General features: G+C 61.6%; 11 protein-coding genes. 6 read left to right on the forward strand and 5 right to left on the reverse strand.

The window, feature by feature from the left end:
• The first annotated feature begins 3 nt into the window (after positions 1-3).
• From glgD to ACTQXO_RS00840, 4 genes are all read left to right on the forward strand, one after another.
• Complete coding sequence (gene glgD, locus ACTQXO_RS00825; RefSeq protein ID WP_441030892.1) at positions 4-1,131, forward strand: glucose-1-phosphate adenylyltransferase subunit GlgD; 1,128 nt, start codon at positions 4-6, stop codon at positions 1,129-1,131.
• A 90-nt stretch (positions 1,132-1,221) separates the two neighbouring features.
• Positions 1,222-3,558, forward strand: coding sequence for a glycogen synthase GlgA (gene glgA / locus ACTQXO_RS00830; protein ID WP_441030890.1), 2,337 nt, complete (start codon positions 1,222-1,224; stop codon positions 3,556-3,558).
• Between the two features lie 219 nt (positions 3,559-3,777).
• Positions 3,778-7,074, forward strand: a complete 3,297-nt coding sequence (locus ACTQXO_RS00835) for a 4-alpha-glucanotransferase (protein WP_441030887.1) — start codon at positions 3,778-3,780, stop codon at positions 7,072-7,074.
• A gap of 88 nt (positions 7,075-7,162) precedes the next feature.
• Positions 7,163-7,399: an FmdB family zinc ribbon protein gene (locus ACTQXO_RS00840; protein ID WP_154518065.1), complete on the forward strand. Its 237-nt coding sequence runs from the start codon at positions 7,163-7,165 to the stop codon at positions 7,397-7,399.
• A gap of 390 nt (positions 7,400-7,789) precedes the next feature.
• On the opposite strand, the gene ACTQXO_RS00845 is transcribed toward ACTQXO_RS00840, so the two are convergent.
• The 5 genes from ACTQXO_RS00845 to gltX form a co-directional block, all read right to left on the reverse strand.
• Positions 7,790-9,190, reverse strand: coding sequence for an RsmB/NOP family class I SAM-dependent RNA methyltransferase (locus tag ACTQXO_RS00845; protein WP_441030883.1), 1,401 nt, complete (start codon positions 9,188-9,190; stop codon positions 7,790-7,792).
• On the reverse strand, positions 9,187-10,107 hold the full coding sequence (gene fmt, locus ACTQXO_RS00850) for a methionyl-tRNA formyltransferase (protein WP_441030880.1): 921 nt from the start codon (positions 10,105-10,107) through the stop codon (positions 9,187-9,189). The genes ACTQXO_RS00845 and fmt overlap by 4 nt, the downstream gene beginning before the upstream one ends.
• A 362-nt stretch (positions 10,108-10,469) precedes the next feature.
• The gene (def, locus tag ACTQXO_RS00855) at positions 10,470-11,006 is read right to left on the reverse strand and encodes a peptide deformylase (protein WP_118449363.1); all 537 of its coding nucleotides are present in this window, start codon (positions 11,004-11,006) and stop codon (positions 10,470-10,472) included.
• Between the two features lie 18 nt (positions 11,007-11,024).
• On the reverse strand, positions 11,025-13,478 hold the full coding sequence (gene priA, locus ACTQXO_RS00860; protein WP_441030877.1) for a replication restart helicase PriA: 2,454 nt from the start codon (positions 13,476-13,478) through the stop codon (positions 11,025-11,027).
• A gap of 88 nt (positions 13,479-13,566) precedes the next feature.
• Complete coding sequence (gltX, locus tag ACTQXO_RS00865; protein WP_441030874.1) at positions 13,567-15,042, reverse strand: glutamate--tRNA ligase; 1,476 nt, start codon at positions 15,040-15,042, stop codon at positions 13,567-13,569.
• Between the two features lie 326 nt (positions 15,043-15,368).
• Between gltX and metK the strand changes: the two genes are divergently transcribed.
• Positions 15,369-16,649, forward strand: a complete 1,281-nt coding sequence (gene metK / locus ACTQXO_RS00870) for a methionine adenosyltransferase (protein WP_427747377.1) — start codon at positions 15,369-15,371, stop codon at positions 16,647-16,649.
• Positions 16,650-16,959: 310 nt separating this feature from the next.
• On the forward strand, positions 16,960-18,567 hold the full coding sequence (sdaAA, locus tag ACTQXO_RS00875; RefSeq protein WP_441030870.1) for an L-serine ammonia-lyase, iron-sulfur-dependent, subunit alpha: 1,608 nt from the start codon (positions 16,960-16,962) through the stop codon (positions 18,565-18,567).
• Positions 18,568-18,891: the final 324 nt, after the last annotated feature.

The following is an 18,891-nucleotide window of genomic DNA, read 5'->3' on the forward strand; positions in this document are numbered from 1 at the left end:
CCGATGATCAATCGCAAGGCCATCGGCTATATCACCGCTAACTACTCTTCGACCTACGGCAGCGTGCTGCTCAAGGATCGCCCCATCGCGTCCGTTCCGTTTTTGGGCCGCTACCGCCTGATCGACTTTCCGCTGTCCAACATGATGAATGCCGGCATTAAGACCGTCGGCGTTGTCATGCCGGGCAACTACCGCTCGCTGATCGACCACGTGGGCTCGGGCAAGGACTGGGGCCTGGACCGCAAGAACGGCGGCCTGTTCATGGTGCCCGGCAACGCGTATGGCACCACCAAGGGCGGCATGCGCTTCTTGCTCCGCGACATCATCTCCAACAAGACGCTGTTCCAGCGCTCGGACAAGCCCTATGTTGTGATGATGGGCACCAACGTCATCTTTAACATGGACCTCAACACCATCATCGAGGCGCACGAGAAATCCGGTGCCCAGATGACCGTGGTGTACTGCAAGGCCACGCACAACGTCGAAGACGAGACCAAGCTCGATATCAACGAGAACGGCCGCCTGACGGGCGTAAGCGCCGGCGTCGCGTACGGCGACAACGCCTCTATGGACTGCTGCATCGTCAACCGCGAGACGCTGCTCGAGATCATCGACCACTACCAGGCCGCCGACTATCTGGACCTGCTCGAGGCACTCCAGGGCGACTTTGGCAACATCGACGTGTGCAGCTACAAGTACAAGGGCGAGGTCGTGGGCGTGTTTAGCGAGAAGTCGCTGTATCGTCGCAGCATGGACCTGCTCGACCAGACCGTGGCCGATCGGCTCTTTGACCCCGAGCGCCCGATCCTGACCAAGGCCCACGACGTGCCGCCTTCGCGTTACGCGACCGGCAGCCACGCCTGCAACTCGATCATCTCGGCCGGCTGCATCATCAAGGGCACCGTGCGCAACTCGATCCTGTCGCGCGGCGTTGTGATCGAGGAAGGCGCCTCGGTGACCAACTCGATCATCAACCAGAGCTGCATCATCAAGAGCGGCGCCCGTGTTGAGAACGCCATCCTGGACAAGAACAACGTGGTTCCCACCAACACCGAGCTTCGCGGTACGCCCGAGAACATCCTGGTGCTGGGCAAGGCTCCGTTAACGTCCGATACCACCATCGCTCGTTAACATTGGCACCACATAATCGCACGTAACTTGTAGAATAGTCGCCCGGTTAGCGCCAGGCGACTATTCTCGAATTACAACATGGGAGACATAATGGCACAAACCAGCAAAAAGATGCAGATCGTGTTTGCCTCGGCCGAGTGCGCGCCGTTTGTTAAGACCGGCGGCCTGGGTGACGTGGCGGGCTCGCTGCCTGCGGCACTCGTGCGCGCTGGCGCCGAAGTCATTGTGATGGTGCCCAAGTACGCCACCATCAAGGACGAGTACAAGGCGCAGATGGAGCACTTTGCCGACTTTTACGTGAGCCTGAGCTGGCGCAACGAGTACTGCGGGTTGGAGAAGCTCGAGCACGACGGCGTCACCTATATGTTCGTGGACAATGAGCACTACTTTGCGCGCGACTATCCCTACGGCTTCTTTGACGACGGCGAGCGCTTCGCGTTTTTCTCCAAGGCCATCACCGAGAGCCTGCAGCACCTGCCCGAAGGCTTTGAGTGCGACATCCTGCACTGCAACGACTGGCAGACGGCGCTGGCGCCCGTGTTCTTGCGAGAGTTCTACCAAGGCCTGCCGCTGTACGACCGCGTCAAGACCGTGTTCTCGATCCACAATGTGGCGTTCCAGGGTCAGTTTAGCGACACCGTGATGGAAGACATACTGGGTATGGCGCATATTCCGGCAGCCGCCACGCAGTTGCGCTGTGACGCCTGCAGCATTAACTATATGCTGGGCGCGCTGCACTATGCCGATGCCATCACCACGGTGAGCCCCACCTATGCGGGCGAGATCCAGACGCCCGAGTTTGGCGAGGGCCTGGATGGCGTGCTGCGCGAGCGTTCCTACGCACTGCAGGGTATCCTCAACGGCATTGACGTTGTGGGTTTTGATCCGGCGACCGACAAGCGCATTGCCGCCAACTACACGGTTGATGACCGTGCGGGGAAGGCCGTATGCAAGGCCAAACTGCAGGAGGAGTTGGGGCTCGAGATTCGCGACGACCGCCCGCTTATGGTGATGGTCACGCGCCTGACGCGACAGAAGGGCATGGACCTGGTCATGTACGCGCTCGACCGCATCCTGTCCGGTGGCGTTCAGGTGGCCGTGCTGGGTACCGGCGACCGCGACTACGAGGACGGCCTGCGCTACTTCCAGGGCAAATACCCCGGCACCATGGCGGCGCGTATCGAGTTTGACCCGGCACTTTCGCAGCGCATGTACGCCGCCGCCGATATGTTCCTGATGCCCTCGAAGTTTGAGCCCTGTGGCCTGTCGCAGATCATTGCCATGCGCTACGGCACCCTGCCCATTGTGCGCGAGACCGGTGGCCTGAAGGACACCGTGCAACCGTACAACGAGTTTACCGGCGAGGGCACGGGCTTCTCATTTAGTCACTTTAACGGCGACGAGATGGGCGACGCGGTGTTCCGCGCGGCTCGCCTGTTCTGGGATAACCGCAAGGCCTGGGATCAGCTGGTCACGCAGGCCATGAGCCAGGACTTTAGCTGGACACGTTCGGCCGATAAGTATCTGGACCTGTACTTCTTTATGCACCCAGAGATTGAGAGGCCGGTGGCAGTGGAGGCTGCTGCGGCTGTGGAGGAGCCGGTTGCTGCCGAAGCCGAGCCTGCGGCACCCGTTAAGGAGCCCGCTGTTGCCGAGGAGCCCAAGGCCGAGGAGAAGCCGGCTGACGACGGCGAGGTAAAGCCCACGGCGAAGCCTGCCGCCAAGAAGACGACGACCCGCAAGACGACGGCTAAGAAGGCCACGACCACGAAGGCCGCTACGAGCAAGACCACCACTGCCAAGGCAACCACCACGCGTAAGCGTACGACCGCCGCTGCCAAGAAGGCCGTCGAAGCCGAGGCCGCTCCCGAGGTAAAGGCCGAGGCCACCGCTGAGGCTACCACTGCCGAGGCTAAGACCGCGGCAAAGGCTCCGGCCAAGACCGCTGCCAAGAAGACGACCGCGACCAAGACCGCAACCAAGACCGCGACCGCCAAGAAGGCCACGGCTACGAAGTCGCCGGCGACCAAGGCTGCTACGACGAAGGCCGCCGCGAAGACGGCCCCGAAGGCTGCTGCAAAGCCCGCCGTCAAGGTCGAGGAGGCACCCTCCGAGCCCAAGGCCAAGGCAGCTGTCGAGGCAAAGTCGGCCGCCAAGACCACCACACGCAAGCGCGCCACGACAACGGCCAAAAAGGCTACGACCAAGACAGCCGCTCCCAAGGCAGAGGCTAAAGCCAAGGACAAACCCGCAGTAAAGGCCGAACCGGAACCGAAGGCCGCCGAGGTCAAGACCGCTCCGAAGGCTACGGCAAAGACCGAACCCGCCAAGAAGGCCCCGGTCTCCCCCGCCGCTCCAGCCGAGGAAAAGGCTCCGACCAAGAAGACCTCCGTCCGCAAGGCAACGGCCACCCGCAAGCGCCGCTAGTCCACAGACGATCTAAAACCTAATAAAAACCCTAAACAAGGGGCGCTCCAACCGGGCGCCCCTTCTCTGTAGATAGTTGGTAAAACGATTTTCTAGGACAACCGTTCGCCGATAGTGAGCGACTGTAGTTTATACAACTAAAGTGCAACGGATATACTTATGCACTGTGCGTTAAGCCCATGACCCGCTGGCCATGATTGTATAGAACTGGACCGTACTATGAGATTGATACACAACAGCCGCCTGACGCAGTTTCGCACTCCTTTTGGCGCTGTGACCACTGGAACTTCCGTTTCGCTTTCGGTGATTTTGGAGGATGCCGACCCCAACCAGGCAACGCTCACCCTGCGCACCTGGGTCGACGGCATCGGAGAGACCTTGATCCCCATGGAGCACAAGGGCGATGGCATCTTTACCGGTGAGCTCATCTGCGCCGAGCCCTGTCTTGTATGGTACAGCTTTATATGCAATATCGAAGGCCAGCCCGAGGTCCGCTTGGGTGCGTCGCAGGGTCGCACCGGCGGCGAGGGCGTTGTATACAACTACGCCGAGGTTCCGTCCTTCCAGATTACCGTCTACAAGCACCGCGAGAACCGTCCCACCTGGTACGAGCACGGCATGGTCTACCAGATCTTCCCCGACCGCTACGCCCGCGACGAAAACTGGCGCGAACGCACGCTGGCCGAGGTCGAAAAACCGCGTAAGGGAATCCAGCGTCGCATGGTCGAGGACTGGAACGAGCCGCCCGTGTACGAGCGTGCCGAGGACGGATCCATCAAGACTTGGGATTTTTACGGCGGCTCTCTCAAGGGTATCCAAAATGACCTGCCCCGCATCGCCGAGCTGGGCTTTACGGCCATCTACCTCAACCCGATCTTTGAGGCCGCGAGCAACCACCGCTACGACACGGCCGATTACACCAAAATCGACCCGATTCTGGGAACCGAGCAGGACTTTACGGAGCTGTGCGAGGCGGCCGAGAAGCTCGGCATTTCCATCATCCTGGACGGCGTCTTCAACCATACGGGCGACGACTCGATCTACTTTAACCGCTACGGCAACTATCCCGGCGTCGGCGCGTGGCAGAGCGAGGACTCCCCGTGGCGCGATGCGTTTACCTTCCACGAGGACGGCACGTATGACTGCTGGTGGGGCGTGAGCAACATGCCCGCCCTCAACGAGAATTCCGAGCTCGTGCGTAAAAAGCTTCTGGGCAAGGACGGCGTCATTCGCAAGTGGCTGCGCGCCGGTGCCCACGGCTGGCGACTCGATGTGGCCGACGAGCTTTCCGATGACTTCCTGGCCGATATCAAGGCCGCCGTGCTCGAAGAGAAGCCCGATGCGCTGCTGCTCGGCGAAGTCTGGGAGGACGCCTCCAACAAGATCAGCTATGGCCATCTGCGCCGTTATCTGCAAGGCTCCGAACTCGATTCCGCCATGGACTACCCCTTCCGCGACATGGTCATCGGCTTTTTGATGGGCTACAAGAACGCCTATCAGGCTGCCGAGGACATCGAGACACTGCGCGAGAACTACCCGCGCGAGGCACTGGCCTGCGCGCTCAATCTGCTTTCGAGCCACGACCGTCCGCGCATTATCTCGGTGCTCGGCGGTGGTCCCGACGAGTCGCAGCTACCCGAGAGCGAGCGTAGCAAATGGCGCTTGGACGAGAACTCCATGGACCTGGCCAAGAGGCGCTTTTGGTTGGCGACGCTCATGCAGATGACCTTCCCCGGCGTGCCCTCGATCTATTATGGCGATGAGTACGGCCTGGAGGGCCTCACCGATCCGGGCAACCGCCGTACCCTGCCGACAAAGGACCAGCTCCACGATTTCGATACGTTGGCCATCGTGAAGAACGCATCCGCCCTGCGCCGCGCGTTGCCTTTTATGGTTGACGGCGAGATCAAGGCTTTCGCGCTTAACGACGACGTCCTAGCCTACACCCGCACGGGCAAAGACGGCGAGGCTGCGACCGTTATCGTCAATCGCAGCCTGCGCAATTCGCACCGCGTGACGATTCCGGCGCTCGGTGAATGCGCGAGTGACGTGATCAGCGGCCACGAGTGCGAGATCCACAACGGCACGGTCACGCTCGACCTGTGCCCGCTGGGCTCTTCGATCATCTATCACCATGCCAAGAGGCGCCTGCAAGAGCCGCTCGATCATGGCGCGGGCGTCGTGTGCCACATTACCTCGGTGCCGACTGACGATGGCAAGCCGGGTACGATCGGCGCACCCACGCGCCGCTTTATCGACCACCTGGCCGCCATGGGCATGCGCTACTGGCAGGTCCTGCCCGTCAACCCGACGGATTTCTTCCGCTCCCCCTATGCCGGACCCTCGGCTTTTGCGGGTAACATCGACCTGCTGCCCGAGAGTCACGAGGAGCTGGCCGCCGACTTCGCTTCTTGGAAGGCCCACGGTGGCGAAGATGCCGACCCGCTGTACACCGCGTTTAAACATCGCAATGCCGATTGGCTCGAGAAGTACTGCGTCTACATGGCCGTTAAGAAATACTTTGAGGGCGAGTCGCGCCACAATTGGCCGGCAGATGTCGCGCGCTACAACGAGCATCTGATCGACGACAAGCGCTTCCACGACGAGGCCGAGCTTCAGGCGTACATGCAGTACCGCTTTGACCTTGCCTGGTGCGAGCTCATGAACTATGCGCACAAGAAGGGCATCGAGGTCATCGGCGATATCCCGATGTATGTGGCGGACGATTCGGCAGATGCGTGGAGCGAGCCCGAGAACTTCTGGCTGTCCGATACCGGCAAGGCAATCGAGATATCCGGTGCGCCGCCCGACAACTTTGCGCCCGAAGGTCAGGTGTGGGGAAACCCCACCTTCCGCTGGGACCACATGAAGGAGAGCGGCTATCGCTGGTGGCTCGATCGCCTGCGCCGAGCGTTCGCGCTCTACGACCGCGTGCGCCTGGACCACTTCCTGGGCTTCCACAACTACTTTAGCATTCCCGCTGGCAAAGCCTGTGCCGACGGCCGCTGGCTTGCTGGTCCGGGCAAGGACCTGTTCCAGACCGCCTACGACGAGCTGGGTCCGCTCAATTTTATTGCCGAGGATCTGGGCTATCTGACGCCTGGCGTTCGTGCTATGGCTTCGACCTGCGGTTTTCCCGGCATGGACGTACTGGAGTTTAGTGACTACGACGTTCGCTGCGGAATTCATCCCACGCCGGGCAAAATCCTGTACACCTCGACGCACGACACTTCGACGCTCGCTGGCTGGTGCACGCGCTCCTTTGCAGGCGGCGACGAACCGAGTGGTGCTGAGGTGGCGGCCAAGCTGATGGGCGATGCGCTCGCAAGCGACGCCCCCCTGGTGATGATGCCGCTGCAGGATGTGCTGGGGCTGGGCGATGACGCACGTATGAACGTGCCGGGTGTAGCCACAGGCAACTGGACGTGGCAGGCACAAGAGGCAGACGTTGCGGAGGCCGAAGAGAAAACTGCGAAGCTCCTGCGCAGCACCCATAGATTCTGGGGCGAAGCGTGATAAAACCCTAGATATAGGGTACAGTTACTGCTGTTTGAATTTTTGCGGGCAGAGCGATCTGCCCGCTTTGTGCTGAAAAGGAAGTATTATGGCGCGCTACGAATACAAGTGCACGAGCTGCGGCAACGTTTTTGAGGTTGAGCACCCCATGTCCGAGACTCCCGAGGTTGTATGCCCCAGCTGCGGCGCCCCGGCATCCAAGACGTTCTCGGCCAGCGGCATTAAGTTCGACGGCAGCGGTTTCTACAACACCGACCAGCGCAGTGGCGGGTCCAGCACCAGCGCCACCAGTGGCTGCTGCGCCGACTGCCCGCATAACCACTAGCGACAAGCGACCCCGCGTTCAAGCCCGATCGCGGGGTCGAATTTTTCAGGAATGTCCCACGCCCCGGCGACTGGTCTGGGGTTGCGCCACGAAAACGGCCTATCTACTACGTTTGACCCGTATGGTCCGAGCACACCTGCGTTTTTACAAAATCGACGAGCCGTCTACCTGCGGTTTTGATTTCGCTAAATTTGGCATGGTTGAGGGTAATGGGTTTAATGTAGTAGATAGGCCCATTTCGTGGCAAGCGGATCATCTTGAAACGTAGGGTAGCTTATTTGGGACGGGGCTTTTTTAGCTGCCCCAGCTGATAACGCAAATGTTTGGCCGACTGGCGGCCAGGGCAGCTAAAAAAGCCCCGTCCCAAATTAGCTACCCTTGGAATCCGTTTTACTTGCGGACCAGTCTGGCGCAGAAGTGGCCGTCGTAGGAATCGGCGTTTGCGGGGACGCTCTGGAAAAGTCCACGGTCGTTCTGGCGTACGGAGACAAGCTTCTTGGCCTGCGCGAAATCGGGGAGCTGCAAAATCTGAGCTTCGGAGAGCGGCGCCACGGTAAAGCCGGCGCCCTCGGGAGAGGCTAGGAAGTCATCAACGACCTGCGTGTTCTCCTCGTCGAAGACCGAGCAGGTGGCATAGATAAGCTCACCGCCGGCAGCCACGCGCGCGGCTGCTTCCTTGAGCATCGTCAGCTGCAGGCGGGGCAGCTCAGTCGTAACGTCGCCCTCGGCAAGGCGCCAGGGAATCTCGGGATGACGGCGCATGGTGCCGGTGCCCGAGCACGGAGCATCGATAAACACCGTGTCGAACAGGGCAGGCTCGCCAAGCATCGCGTCAAAGGACGTGAGCACCTCATTGAGCTCGCAGGCATCGCCCGACACCGTACGAACACCCGTAATACCCGCCTTATGCAGACGTGCGAGATTCTGGTCGCACTTGCGGTCGTGCAAATCGAGTGAGGTGTGCTGACGGTCGTAACCGGCACGTTTGGCCTGGCACATCATCACATAGGTCTTGGTGCCACGACCGGCGCCAATCTCTAGACAACGCCCGGGACGGGTCGCCGCGGTAGCGATGAGCTGGGCGTTAAGGTCCGAGGCCACGGCAGCTGCGCGCTCAAACACGCCCGACGCAACCGTGGCCTGCGCGTCGACCGGCGCATGGCAACCCGGGAACACGGGTGCCACAAGCTGCGAAATGTACGGATCGGGTTTTGTTGCAAAGGCATTCTCGTGCAAAGCCAGCGGCGCGGGCGCCAGATTGCCGGCAAAGCCGAGCGCGCCCTCGGGTGTATCGAACGACGCCATAATGCGAGCGCACAGCCAGCGCGGCATGCCCATCAGGCGAGATAGGCGAACCAAACGGCGCTCGGACTCATCGGCATCCGCCGCAGTGGCAAAGTCCTCGACGTTGTTCGCAACCTTATGCAGCACGGCGTTCGCCAGACCGGCGGCAGACTTAGCACCGCTGCGCACGAGCTCAACGCCCTGACTCACCGCAACGCGACCCGGGGTATGCAGATAGAGCATCTCGAAGGCCGAGATACGAAGTGCCATGCGCACGCGAGGCGCGACCTTTTTGGGCTTATCGAGAAACTGGTCGAGCAGCTCATCCAAAATGCCCTGGGTGGCTGCAACGCCCAGTGCCAAACGAGCGGCAAAAGCAGAATCGCGCTGGTCAATGGCCTTGGCCGAAGCACGGGACGAGAGCACGTCACGCGCGTATATGCCGCGGCGATCGGCCTCCATCAAAACATCAAGCGCGAGCTTGCGCGCGGGGGAAAGCTTACTCATGACAAAACACCCCACGAAAGATCCGCATCCTGCAGGCCGGCAGCCCAGGCAGAAGCAGCCATAGCACGCTTACCATCGGGCTTAACCTCGAGCAGTTCGACCGCGCCATCGGACAGGCCCAGGTAGACGCGCTTGGCCCGAACGGCGACGAGCCCCTCGCCAAGCGATACATCTGCCGGCGCGGCATCGAGCACGCGCACGGTCTTGCCGGCAATCACGCAGCGAGCGGGAGCGGTGTCGGAAGAAGCAAGCACATGACGCACGCAATCAAGCGCCCCCATCTGCGAATCCAGACGCATCTCCTGCTTGGAAATCTTGGCAGCATGCGTGACGAGTGACTCATCCTGCTCAGTCCAAACAGCCGAGCCGTCGGCAAGCGAGGGAAGCGTATCGGCAAGCAACTTACCGCCCAGCTCACCAAGCTCCATCGTGAGCGCCTCGGCATGTTTACCGGCAACCGAGGTCGACACCTGCGCGCAATAAGCGCCCGTATCCACGCCATGCCCAATGCGCATAATGGAAACGCCGGCAACCTCGTCACCAGCAAGAATGGCACGCTGAATGGGAGCAGCGCCACGCCAACGGGGCAGCAGCGAAGCATGAACATTCACAATACCGAGCGGCGCCATATGCAGCACCTCATCGGGCAAAATGCAGCCATAGGCAGCCACACAGAAAATATCGGCATCAGCAGCCTTAAGGCGATCAATAACATCCGGCGTCATACGATTTGCCTCAACAACGGGCAGACCAAGCTCAAGCGCCTTGGCCTTAACAGGAGACGGCTCCAGCTTTTTACCACGCCCGCGAACAGCATCGGGACGCGTAATTACCAGCGTAATCTCATTCCCAGCCTCAACAAGCGAAGTAAGCGACGGCACCGCGAAATCGGGCGTACCCATAAACACAATACGCATAAAGAACGTCTCCCCTCAAACAAAACCGAGATGGCTACAAATAACAGCGGAAAGCCAAGTCGCCAGCCCATCCGCAATAACAATTCAACAAGAACAAATATACCCAAAACCAAAGAAAGAGCCGCAATAAAAGCAGCTCTTCCGACAAAGCAATTATCAGCGAAGACGCCCATCCCTGGCCCGACGGCACCCGAGCGAAAAGAAGCACGAAAACGCAGTCCCCTTCCGCCGCAGGGCTTAGGTTGTTGCTCCACGCGCAGTTCCGCACGAGCCGAAGAGCACTTAATGTGCTCTTCGTGCGAGCAGGACTGTTTGAGCATGGAGCAAAACCTAAGCCCTGCGGCGGAAGGGGACGGTGGGACCTACTCCGTCTCGCCCGGTCGAGCGCCGCGGGCCAGGGCGTCCTGGTACTCCTTGACGGCCTTGATGCGCTGCATCGGCTTGAGTCGCTCGAACATGGTGTTGCCGTGCAAGTGATCGATCTCGTGCTGCAGGCACACGCAGAACAGGTCGCCTGAGGCCTCATAGCGAATCAGGTTGGCGTCCAGATCGTATGCCTCGACAACGACATGGTCGGGACGCTCGATCTCGCAGCTAATGCCAGGGATAGAAAGGCAGCCCTCGCTAAACGGCACCAGATGGTCACTCTGCTCAACAATGACAGGGTTGATGAGCACGTAGGGGTCATAGTCGTTCTTGTCGGTGTAGTCGCAGTCGATGGTGACGAGCTGGATGAGCTCGCCGATCTGCGGGGCGGCCAGGCCGCAACCGCCGTTGTCGAACATCATCTTCTTCATCTTCTCGGCAAGCGCCTCAATCGCCGGGGTGATCTCCTCGATGACGGCGCACTCCTGGCGCAGACGAGGGTCGGGCGACAATACGATTCCGTTGGCTTCCATGGCCATCCTTTCGGGTTGTTACATCAAATCATAGGCGTCGACGTCAACACTCACGCTCACGCCGCGCACGGAGCCCACCTCTTTGAGGCAGGCGTCGATATCATCAGAGACATGGTACCCTACCGGCGACTTTACAAGCAGATGGAAGCGGTAACGGTCTTTGGCTCTCTCGATTACACACGAAGCGGGGCCCAACACCTGCGGCACGGCGCTCCCCGCTCGCAAAAAGTCAGGAGCAGTGGCATGCCAGCGGCGCTTGAGAAGCTTTGCGATGCGCCCAATGTAGTCCTGCGCGTCATCCGCGTTCGTCGACCATACCAATATGTTGGCCAGGCGCACGAAAGGAGGGTACAGCGCGTCTCGGCGCTGGTCCAGGTCGTAGTCGGTAAAGATCGAACGATCGTGCTCGGCGACGGCGCGAATGACCGGGTCCTCGGGCAGATACGTCTGGATGATAACCTCGCCGGGACGATCGCCGCGACCGGCGCGGCCGGCGACCTGTTCCAGCAAATCGTAGGCGCGCTCCCCCGCCCTAAAATCGGGCAGCTTTAACGCAAAGTCGGCATTGACCACACCCACGAGCGTGACCTCGGGAAAATCGAGGCCCTTGGCAATCATCTGGGTACCCAGCAGCACCGCGCAATCGGCGGCATCGAACTGCTCGAGTAGTTTTTTGTGCGCATCCTTGCCGCGTGTGGAATCTGCGTCCATACGAATGATGGCGACGTCGTCGGGCAGCATCTGGTGTAGGGCGTCCTCGATCTGCTGCGTACCCAGCCCCATTTTTGCCAGGTAGCGGCTGCCGCACTTGGGACAACGACTCGTGGGCGCCGGATAGGGCTGCACGCGCCAAGACGATCCGCAGGTGTGGCACTGCAGCGTGTGCGTGCGCTCGTGGTACGTGAGCGCGGTAGAACAGTGGTTGCAGGTGGGGACGCAGCCGCACTCACGGCACATCAAAAACGGCGCAAAACCGCGGCGGTTGTGCAGCAGTACGGCCTTCTCGCGGCGCTCGACCACGCGTTCCAGGCCCTCCATCAGCGGTTTAGAGAACATGGAGCGGCTGCCGTGCGCGAACTCGCGGCGCAGGTCGGCAATGCGGACCGTAGGCAGCACGGCGTGTCCCGGGCGCTCGGGCATCTCGACACGCGTCCAGGTGGCACCGTTGTACATACCGCGGCGACAGCGGTCGAGGGCCTCGGCCGAGGGCGTGGCGGAGCCCAACACGAGCGGGCACCGATAGCGGCGCGCCATCTCGGCAGCCACCTCGCGCGCATGGTAGCGCGGGCTGGAGCCCTGCTTGTAGCTGGTCTCGTGCTCCTCGTCGATGATGATGAGGCCAAGATCGCTGAGCGGGCAAAAGAGCGCCGAGCGGGCGCCCACGACCACGCGCGCGGCACCGCTGGCAACCATATCCCACTGGTCCAGACGCTCGCCGGCCGAAAGACGCGAGTGGAAAACCGCGACCGTCTCGCCAAAGCGCGAGCGGAAGCGGCCGACGGTCTGGGCCGTCAGCGAGATCTCGGGCACGAGCACGCAGGCCGAACGGCCGGCCGCCAGCACGCGCTCAATCGCCGAGAGGTAAACCTCGGTTTTACCGGAACCGGTGACGCCATCGACAAGGACCACATCGCCATGGGCATCAAGGCGGGCGCGTTCAATCTGCGCGAGCGCCTGCTGCTGGCCGTTGGTGAGAGAGACCGGCGCCTTGCCGATTGCCGAGGACAACGTGGTCTGCTCGCTACACCCACGCCAGGCGCGGCGCTCCTCCACCACCACGACGCCGCGTTTTTCGAGCGCTTTAATAGTCGCCGACATGCTGTTGTAGAGCAGGTTGAGGTCGCGCGTCGTGACCGGGCCGCATTGGAGCGCGTCGATGAGCTGACGCTGACGGACCGCAGTCTTGGGCGGCGTGTAGTCGAAACCCTCGGGCGTGAGCATGACCCAACGGTTTTGGATGGGTTTTACGGCGGGGCGCTCAACGGTCCACACGCCGTCATCGCCCTTCACGACACGCGGGCTGCCGCCCGGAGGCAAGAACAGACGCAGGCACTCGGAAAGCGTCGCGACGTACTCGCAGCTCATCCAGCGCGCAATGCGTGCAGCCTCGGCGGTAAAGAGCGGCTTGCTGAGGATGGCCTCGATGGGCTTGATGCGCAAGGGGTCGAGGGCGTCCTTGCCTTGCAGGTCGCCCAGCTCGGGCGCGATATCGACGATATAGCCCGCGGCCGCACGGTTGCCAAAGTGGACCAGGACCGTGGACCCGATCTGGGCGTCGTTGGCAAGGGACTGCGGGATGCCGTAGTCGAATGGCTCGGAGAGCGCACGGGTCGGGATGTCGAGGACCACGCTCGCGTAGGCGGAGACGGGTTCGGGTGCGGGCTCGGGCTGCGCCGGGGCGGCGGCAGGGGCCGTGGACCTCGGAGCTTCCTTAGGTTCCGGCGAACCAAACAGCGACAGTTGCTCGGCCATGGTCTCTGCACCTCCCATCCCATACGTCTTTAGAAACAAGAGCCCCGCTCGGGTGAACGGGGCTCGGAAACATGCGTTTACGCAGCTGCTACAGCGCCATCGTGCGGGCGCGGTCGATGCGCGCCAGGCAGTCGTCGCGGCCGACGAGCGCCATGGTCTCGCCCAGCGGGGGGCTCACCATGTTACCGCAGACGGCGACGCGCACAGCTTGGAACACCACGCGCTTCTTGAGGTCCATCTGCTCGGGCAGCGGCTCAAGCGCGGCGTCGATGTTGGCAGCAGTCCACTCATCCACGCCCTCGAGCGCGACCTTGGCGGCATCCAGAATGGCGCCCATGCCTTCCTTGGACAGACCCTTGTTGACAGACTTCTCGTCATACTCGAGCGTCTCGGCCGTGGCAAAGATGGGGGCGGCGACGGTCACGGCGTCGACCGGCATCTTGGTGCGCGGCTTGACGATGGCGGCAAGCGCATCGATCCAGTCCTCGCCGTACTCGATGTTACCCTCGATCATACCGGCCTCGTGCAGCTCGGGGACCATGATCTCGTCGGCAAACTGGGCGTCGGACATGTTGTTGATATACTCGGCATTGACCCAGTCGAGCTTTTTGGGGTCGAAGGTCGCCGGGTTCTTGGAAATGCGGTCGAGCGAGAACTTACTGGCCAGGACATCACGCGGGATGATCGTGGTCTCGCCGTCGAGCGACCAGCCGAGCAGCGCCAGGTAGTTAACGAACGCGTCGGACAGGTAACCGGCGTCGCGGTACTCCTCCACCGAGGTGGCGCCGTGGCGTTTAGAGAGCTTCTTGCCGTCGGCACCCAAGATCATGGAGATGTGGGCGAACGTGGGAACGGGCGCGCCGAGGGCCTCGTAAACCATGACCTGGCGCGGGGTGTTGGACAGATGGTCGTCGCCGCGGATGACATGGGTGATCTTCATCATGGCGTCGTCGACGACAGTCGCGAAGTTATACGTGGGCGTGCCATCGGAGCGGAAGATGACGAAGTCGTCGAGCTCCTTGGCGTCGAAGGTCACCTCGCCGTGGACGGCATCGTGGATGACGACATCGCCGCGGTCCTCGGGCACCTTGATGCGAAGGACGTAGGGCTCGCCGGCCTCGATGCGGCGGCGTGCCTCCTCGGGATCGAGATCGCGACAGCGGCGCTGATAGCCCTGGAAGGGGTCTTTACGCTCCTGAGCGGCCTTACGGTCGGCCTCGAGCTGCTCCTTGGTGCAGAAGCAGGGATAGGCCTTGCCCTCGTCCCAAAGCTTCTGGGCGGCCTGCTTGTACAGGTCCAGGCGCTCGGTCTGGGCATAGGGGCCAAAGTCGCCGCCGACCTCGGGGCCCTCGTCCCAGTCCAGGCCCAGCCAACGCATAGCGCGCAGAATGATCTGCGTGTTCTCGTCGGTAGAGCGGGTGGGATCGGTGTCGTCGATGCGCAGGATGAACGTGCCACCGTTTGCGCGGGCAAAAGCCCAGTTATAGATAGCGGTGCGGGCGCCGCCGATGTGCAGCTTGCCCGTCGGTGAGGGTGCAAAGCGGACGCGAACGTCTGATGCCATGGAAATCTCCTCGATTGCAGGATGGATGTCTAACCGCACCAGTATAAAGCAACAATGCCCACCTCCGCACAAAGGGCACCGACCCAGTCATCGAAGCCGGGTAGCTAATTTGGGACGGGGCTTTTTTAGCTGCCCTGGCAGGCTATCGGCTAAACCAGCAAACAATCAGCCGGGGTAGCTAAAAAAGCCCCGTCCCAAATTAGCTACCTAATGAGTAGGTGCGGAAAGGGTGTGAATGTTGGATTTACGCGCTATGATGTGCCCCTGCATACAGAGCCCAGCGGAATGGTAACGGTCGCTGGGACACGTTATTCGAAAGGACAATCATGTCAGAAGAGCTTCGTTCCATCCCGCCCCAGCAGGGGTCTTTTGTGTTTACGTCGGAGTCGGTGACCGAAGGCCATCCCGATAAGATCGCCGACCAGATCAGCGATGCCGTCCTCGACGCAATCCTCGCTAAAGAAATAGAGCTGCAGGAGCAGGGCTATATTGCGCCAAACGGCGTGCCCGCCAACGTTGAAAACGTCCGCTGCGCCTGCGAGACCCTCGTGACCACCGGCACCGTCATCGTCGCCGGAGAGATTCGCACCCAGGCATACGTCGACGTGCAGGAAATCGCCCGTGGCGTCATCCGCCGCATCGGCTACAACCGCGCCAAGTTTGGCTTTGACTGCGATACCTGCGGCGTCATGAGCCTCATCCACGAGCAGTCCCCCGATATCGCCCAGGGCGTCGACGAGTCATTTGAGACCCAGACCGGCGCTACCACCGACCCGATCGACCTGATCGGTGCCGGCGACCAGGGCATGATGTTTGGCTACGCCTCCAACGAGACCAAGACCCTCATGCCCATGCCGCACTACCTGGCAAGCCGCCTGGCGGAACGCCTGTCCGCCGTGCGCCACGACGGCACCCTGCCCTATCTGCGCCCCGACGGCAAGACCCAGGTCACCGTGCGCTACGAGGACGGAAAGCCCGTGGAGGTCACAACCATCGTCATCTCCACGCAGCACGCTGCCGAAGTTGAGGACATGGGCAAGATCAAGGCCGACCTCATCGAGCATGTCATCGCACCCGTCATGGATGCCGAGAACATGCCGTGGGATGGCGCCGATATCTATGTGAACCCCACCGGCCGCTTTGTCGTGGGCGGCCCCATGGGCGACACGGGCCTGACCGGCCGCAAGATCATCGTCGACACCTACGGCGGCTACGGCCGTCACGGCGGCGGCGCCTTTAGCGGCAAGGACTGCACCAAGGTCGACCGCTCTGCCGCGTACGCCGCTCGCTGGGTCGCCAAGAACGTAGTCGCCGCCGGCCTGGCCGATCGCTGCGAGGTCGAGCTGGCCTACGCCATCGGCGTGTCCAAGCCGCTGTCGATTATGGTCGACACCTTTGGCACCGCGCATGTTGCCGAGGACAAGATCGTCGAGGCCGTGGAGAAGACCTTTGACCTACGCCCGGGCGCAATCATCCGCGACCTGGACCTGCGTCGCCCCATCTATGAAAAGACGGCAGCCTACGGTCACTTTGGCCGCGAAGACGCCGACTTTACCTGGGAGAAAACGGACCGCATCGACGAACTCAAAGCAGCCTGCGGCCTGTAAGCTAACGAGAAAAGCTACGGCCAAATAAAAACGCACCAAAAAGAGGTACCGGAACAACCGGTACCTCTTTTTTATTAACCGGTGGTGAAGATATTTCGTTATGCAATGCATGACGCGTCACCAGCTAATGAATTTTGCGCACGCGCACTTCTACCATGTATCCTTAGTCCCGAGGGGCGGGGCATAAGGTCGATCGCGAGTTCCGCACGAGCCGGAGAGCACTTAATGTGCTCTCCGTGCGAGCAGGACTGTCCGAGCAGGCGACCTTATGCCCCGCCCCTCGGGACGACAGGATAGAAAAGGAGCAGCCATGGCAGGCAAGCCGCAAACACTAGCTACGACCTCGGCATTCGAGATCTTGGGCCCCATCATGGTCGGCCCCAGCTCATCGCACACCGCCGGCGCCCTGCGTTGTGCCCAAGTTGCCGCCAGCCTGCTGGAAGGCCGCATCACCAAGGTCACCTTTGGCCTGTGGAACTCCTTTGCCCACACCTACCGCGGCCATGGCACCGACCGCGCACTCGTCGCGGGCATCTTGGGCCTCGACACCGACGACGAGAACATCAAGCAGGCCTTTGACCTCGCGCGCGAGCAGGGCCTCAGCTATCACTTTGACATTAAGGGCGACGACGCCTCCATCCACCCCAACACCGTCGACATCGACATGGTCGATGACACGGGCGCCACGGCGCAGGTCCGCGGCGAGAGCCTTGGCGGCGGCAAGATGCGCATCAGCCGCATCAACGGCGTCGGCGTCGATATCTCGGGCATGTATTCCACCCTGTTTGTGGCGCACCAAGACGTCCCCGGCGTTCTCGCCGCGCTCACGAACCAGCTCGCCTACGCACACGTAAACATTGCCTTCTGCCGCACCTACCGCACCGAGGTGGGCGGCCAAGCTTATTCCGTATTTGAGACCGACGGCACCCCCGATGACATCGTCGTTCCCATGCTACGCATGCTCGACCATGTCGATTACGCCACCTTCATTGAGCTTCCCGGCTCGGCCTCATCGCTCTCCCCCGGCGTTTCCGCCAAGGAAATCTTCGACGATGGCGAACAGCTCCTCGACGCCTGCGCCAAACTGGGCCTCAACATTGGCGCCGTCATGGCCGTACGCGAAGCCCGCCTGACCGGCGAGCAGCACGCTGTCGCCGCCATGCGCCGCGTACTCGAGGTCATGCGCGAGGAGACAACGGCGCCCATCGCCGCACCGCAGCGCTCGCTCGGCGGGCTTATCGGCGGCGAGGCAAAACTCGTCGACGCCACACGCCGCAACGATATGAGCACAAACCTGATGGGCGCCGTCCAAACCGAAGCCGTAGCCCGCGCCATGGCTGTGCTTGAGCGCTCTGCCACCATGGGCGTCATCGTCGCCGCCCCCACGGCCGGCTCTGCGGGCGTCGTGCCCGGCTGCGTGTTGGCGCTCGCCGACCATCTACAGCTCGATGACGAACAGGTCATGGACGCACTCTACTGCTCTGCCGCGATTGGTCTCAACCTCGCCACAAGTGCCTGCGTCGCCGGTGCCGAAGGCGGATGTCAGGCTGAGGTGGGCAGCGCCGCCGCCATGGCCGCTGCCGCGCTAGTCCAGATGCTGGGCGGTACGCCCGAGCAGGCACTCGACGCTAGCTCTATCGCACTGAGCAATATGCTTGGTCTTGTATGCGATCCCGTGGGCGGCCTTGTCGAAGTGCCATGCCAAAACCGCAACGCGATCGGCGTGGCGGCCGCATTTAGCTCGGCGCAGCTCGCCCTTGCCGGCATTAAGAGCCTGGTGCCGTTTGACCAGATGGCACACGTCATGCTCTCGGTGGGCCACGCGTTGCCGGCCACGCTGCGCGAGACGGCAAAGGGCGGCATCGCGCAGGCTCCGGCCGCGCTTTCGGCCTGTGCAAAATGCGGTGTGTGCGGATAAAGAGCAGTCCAAAACAAGAGGTGGGACAAAAGTCCAACCTCTTGCCAATGCCACCGTTTCAATACCACAAACAACTAGGTAATCGCTATAATGCAAGCCCAGTAAAAACACGATGAGCCGCAAGGCGAAACTCGAAGGATATGCATACGATGTCGCAAAACGACCGCACCCAACTGATTCCCGATCCGCAGCAGCCTTCTAGGCCTACCGGCGGCGTCCAGTCGCCGCGCCCCATTACGCCAACGCATAGCACAAAGCATGGTTCGGGAAACACCTCACAGCGCCAGAACCCTCATGCGTATCAGCAGCGTCAGAGCAATAAAG

Source organism: Collinsella sp. LCP19S3_D5 (genome assembly GCF_052121415.1).
Lineage (GTDB): Bacteria > Actinomycetota > Coriobacteriia > Coriobacteriales > Coriobacteriaceae > Collinsella.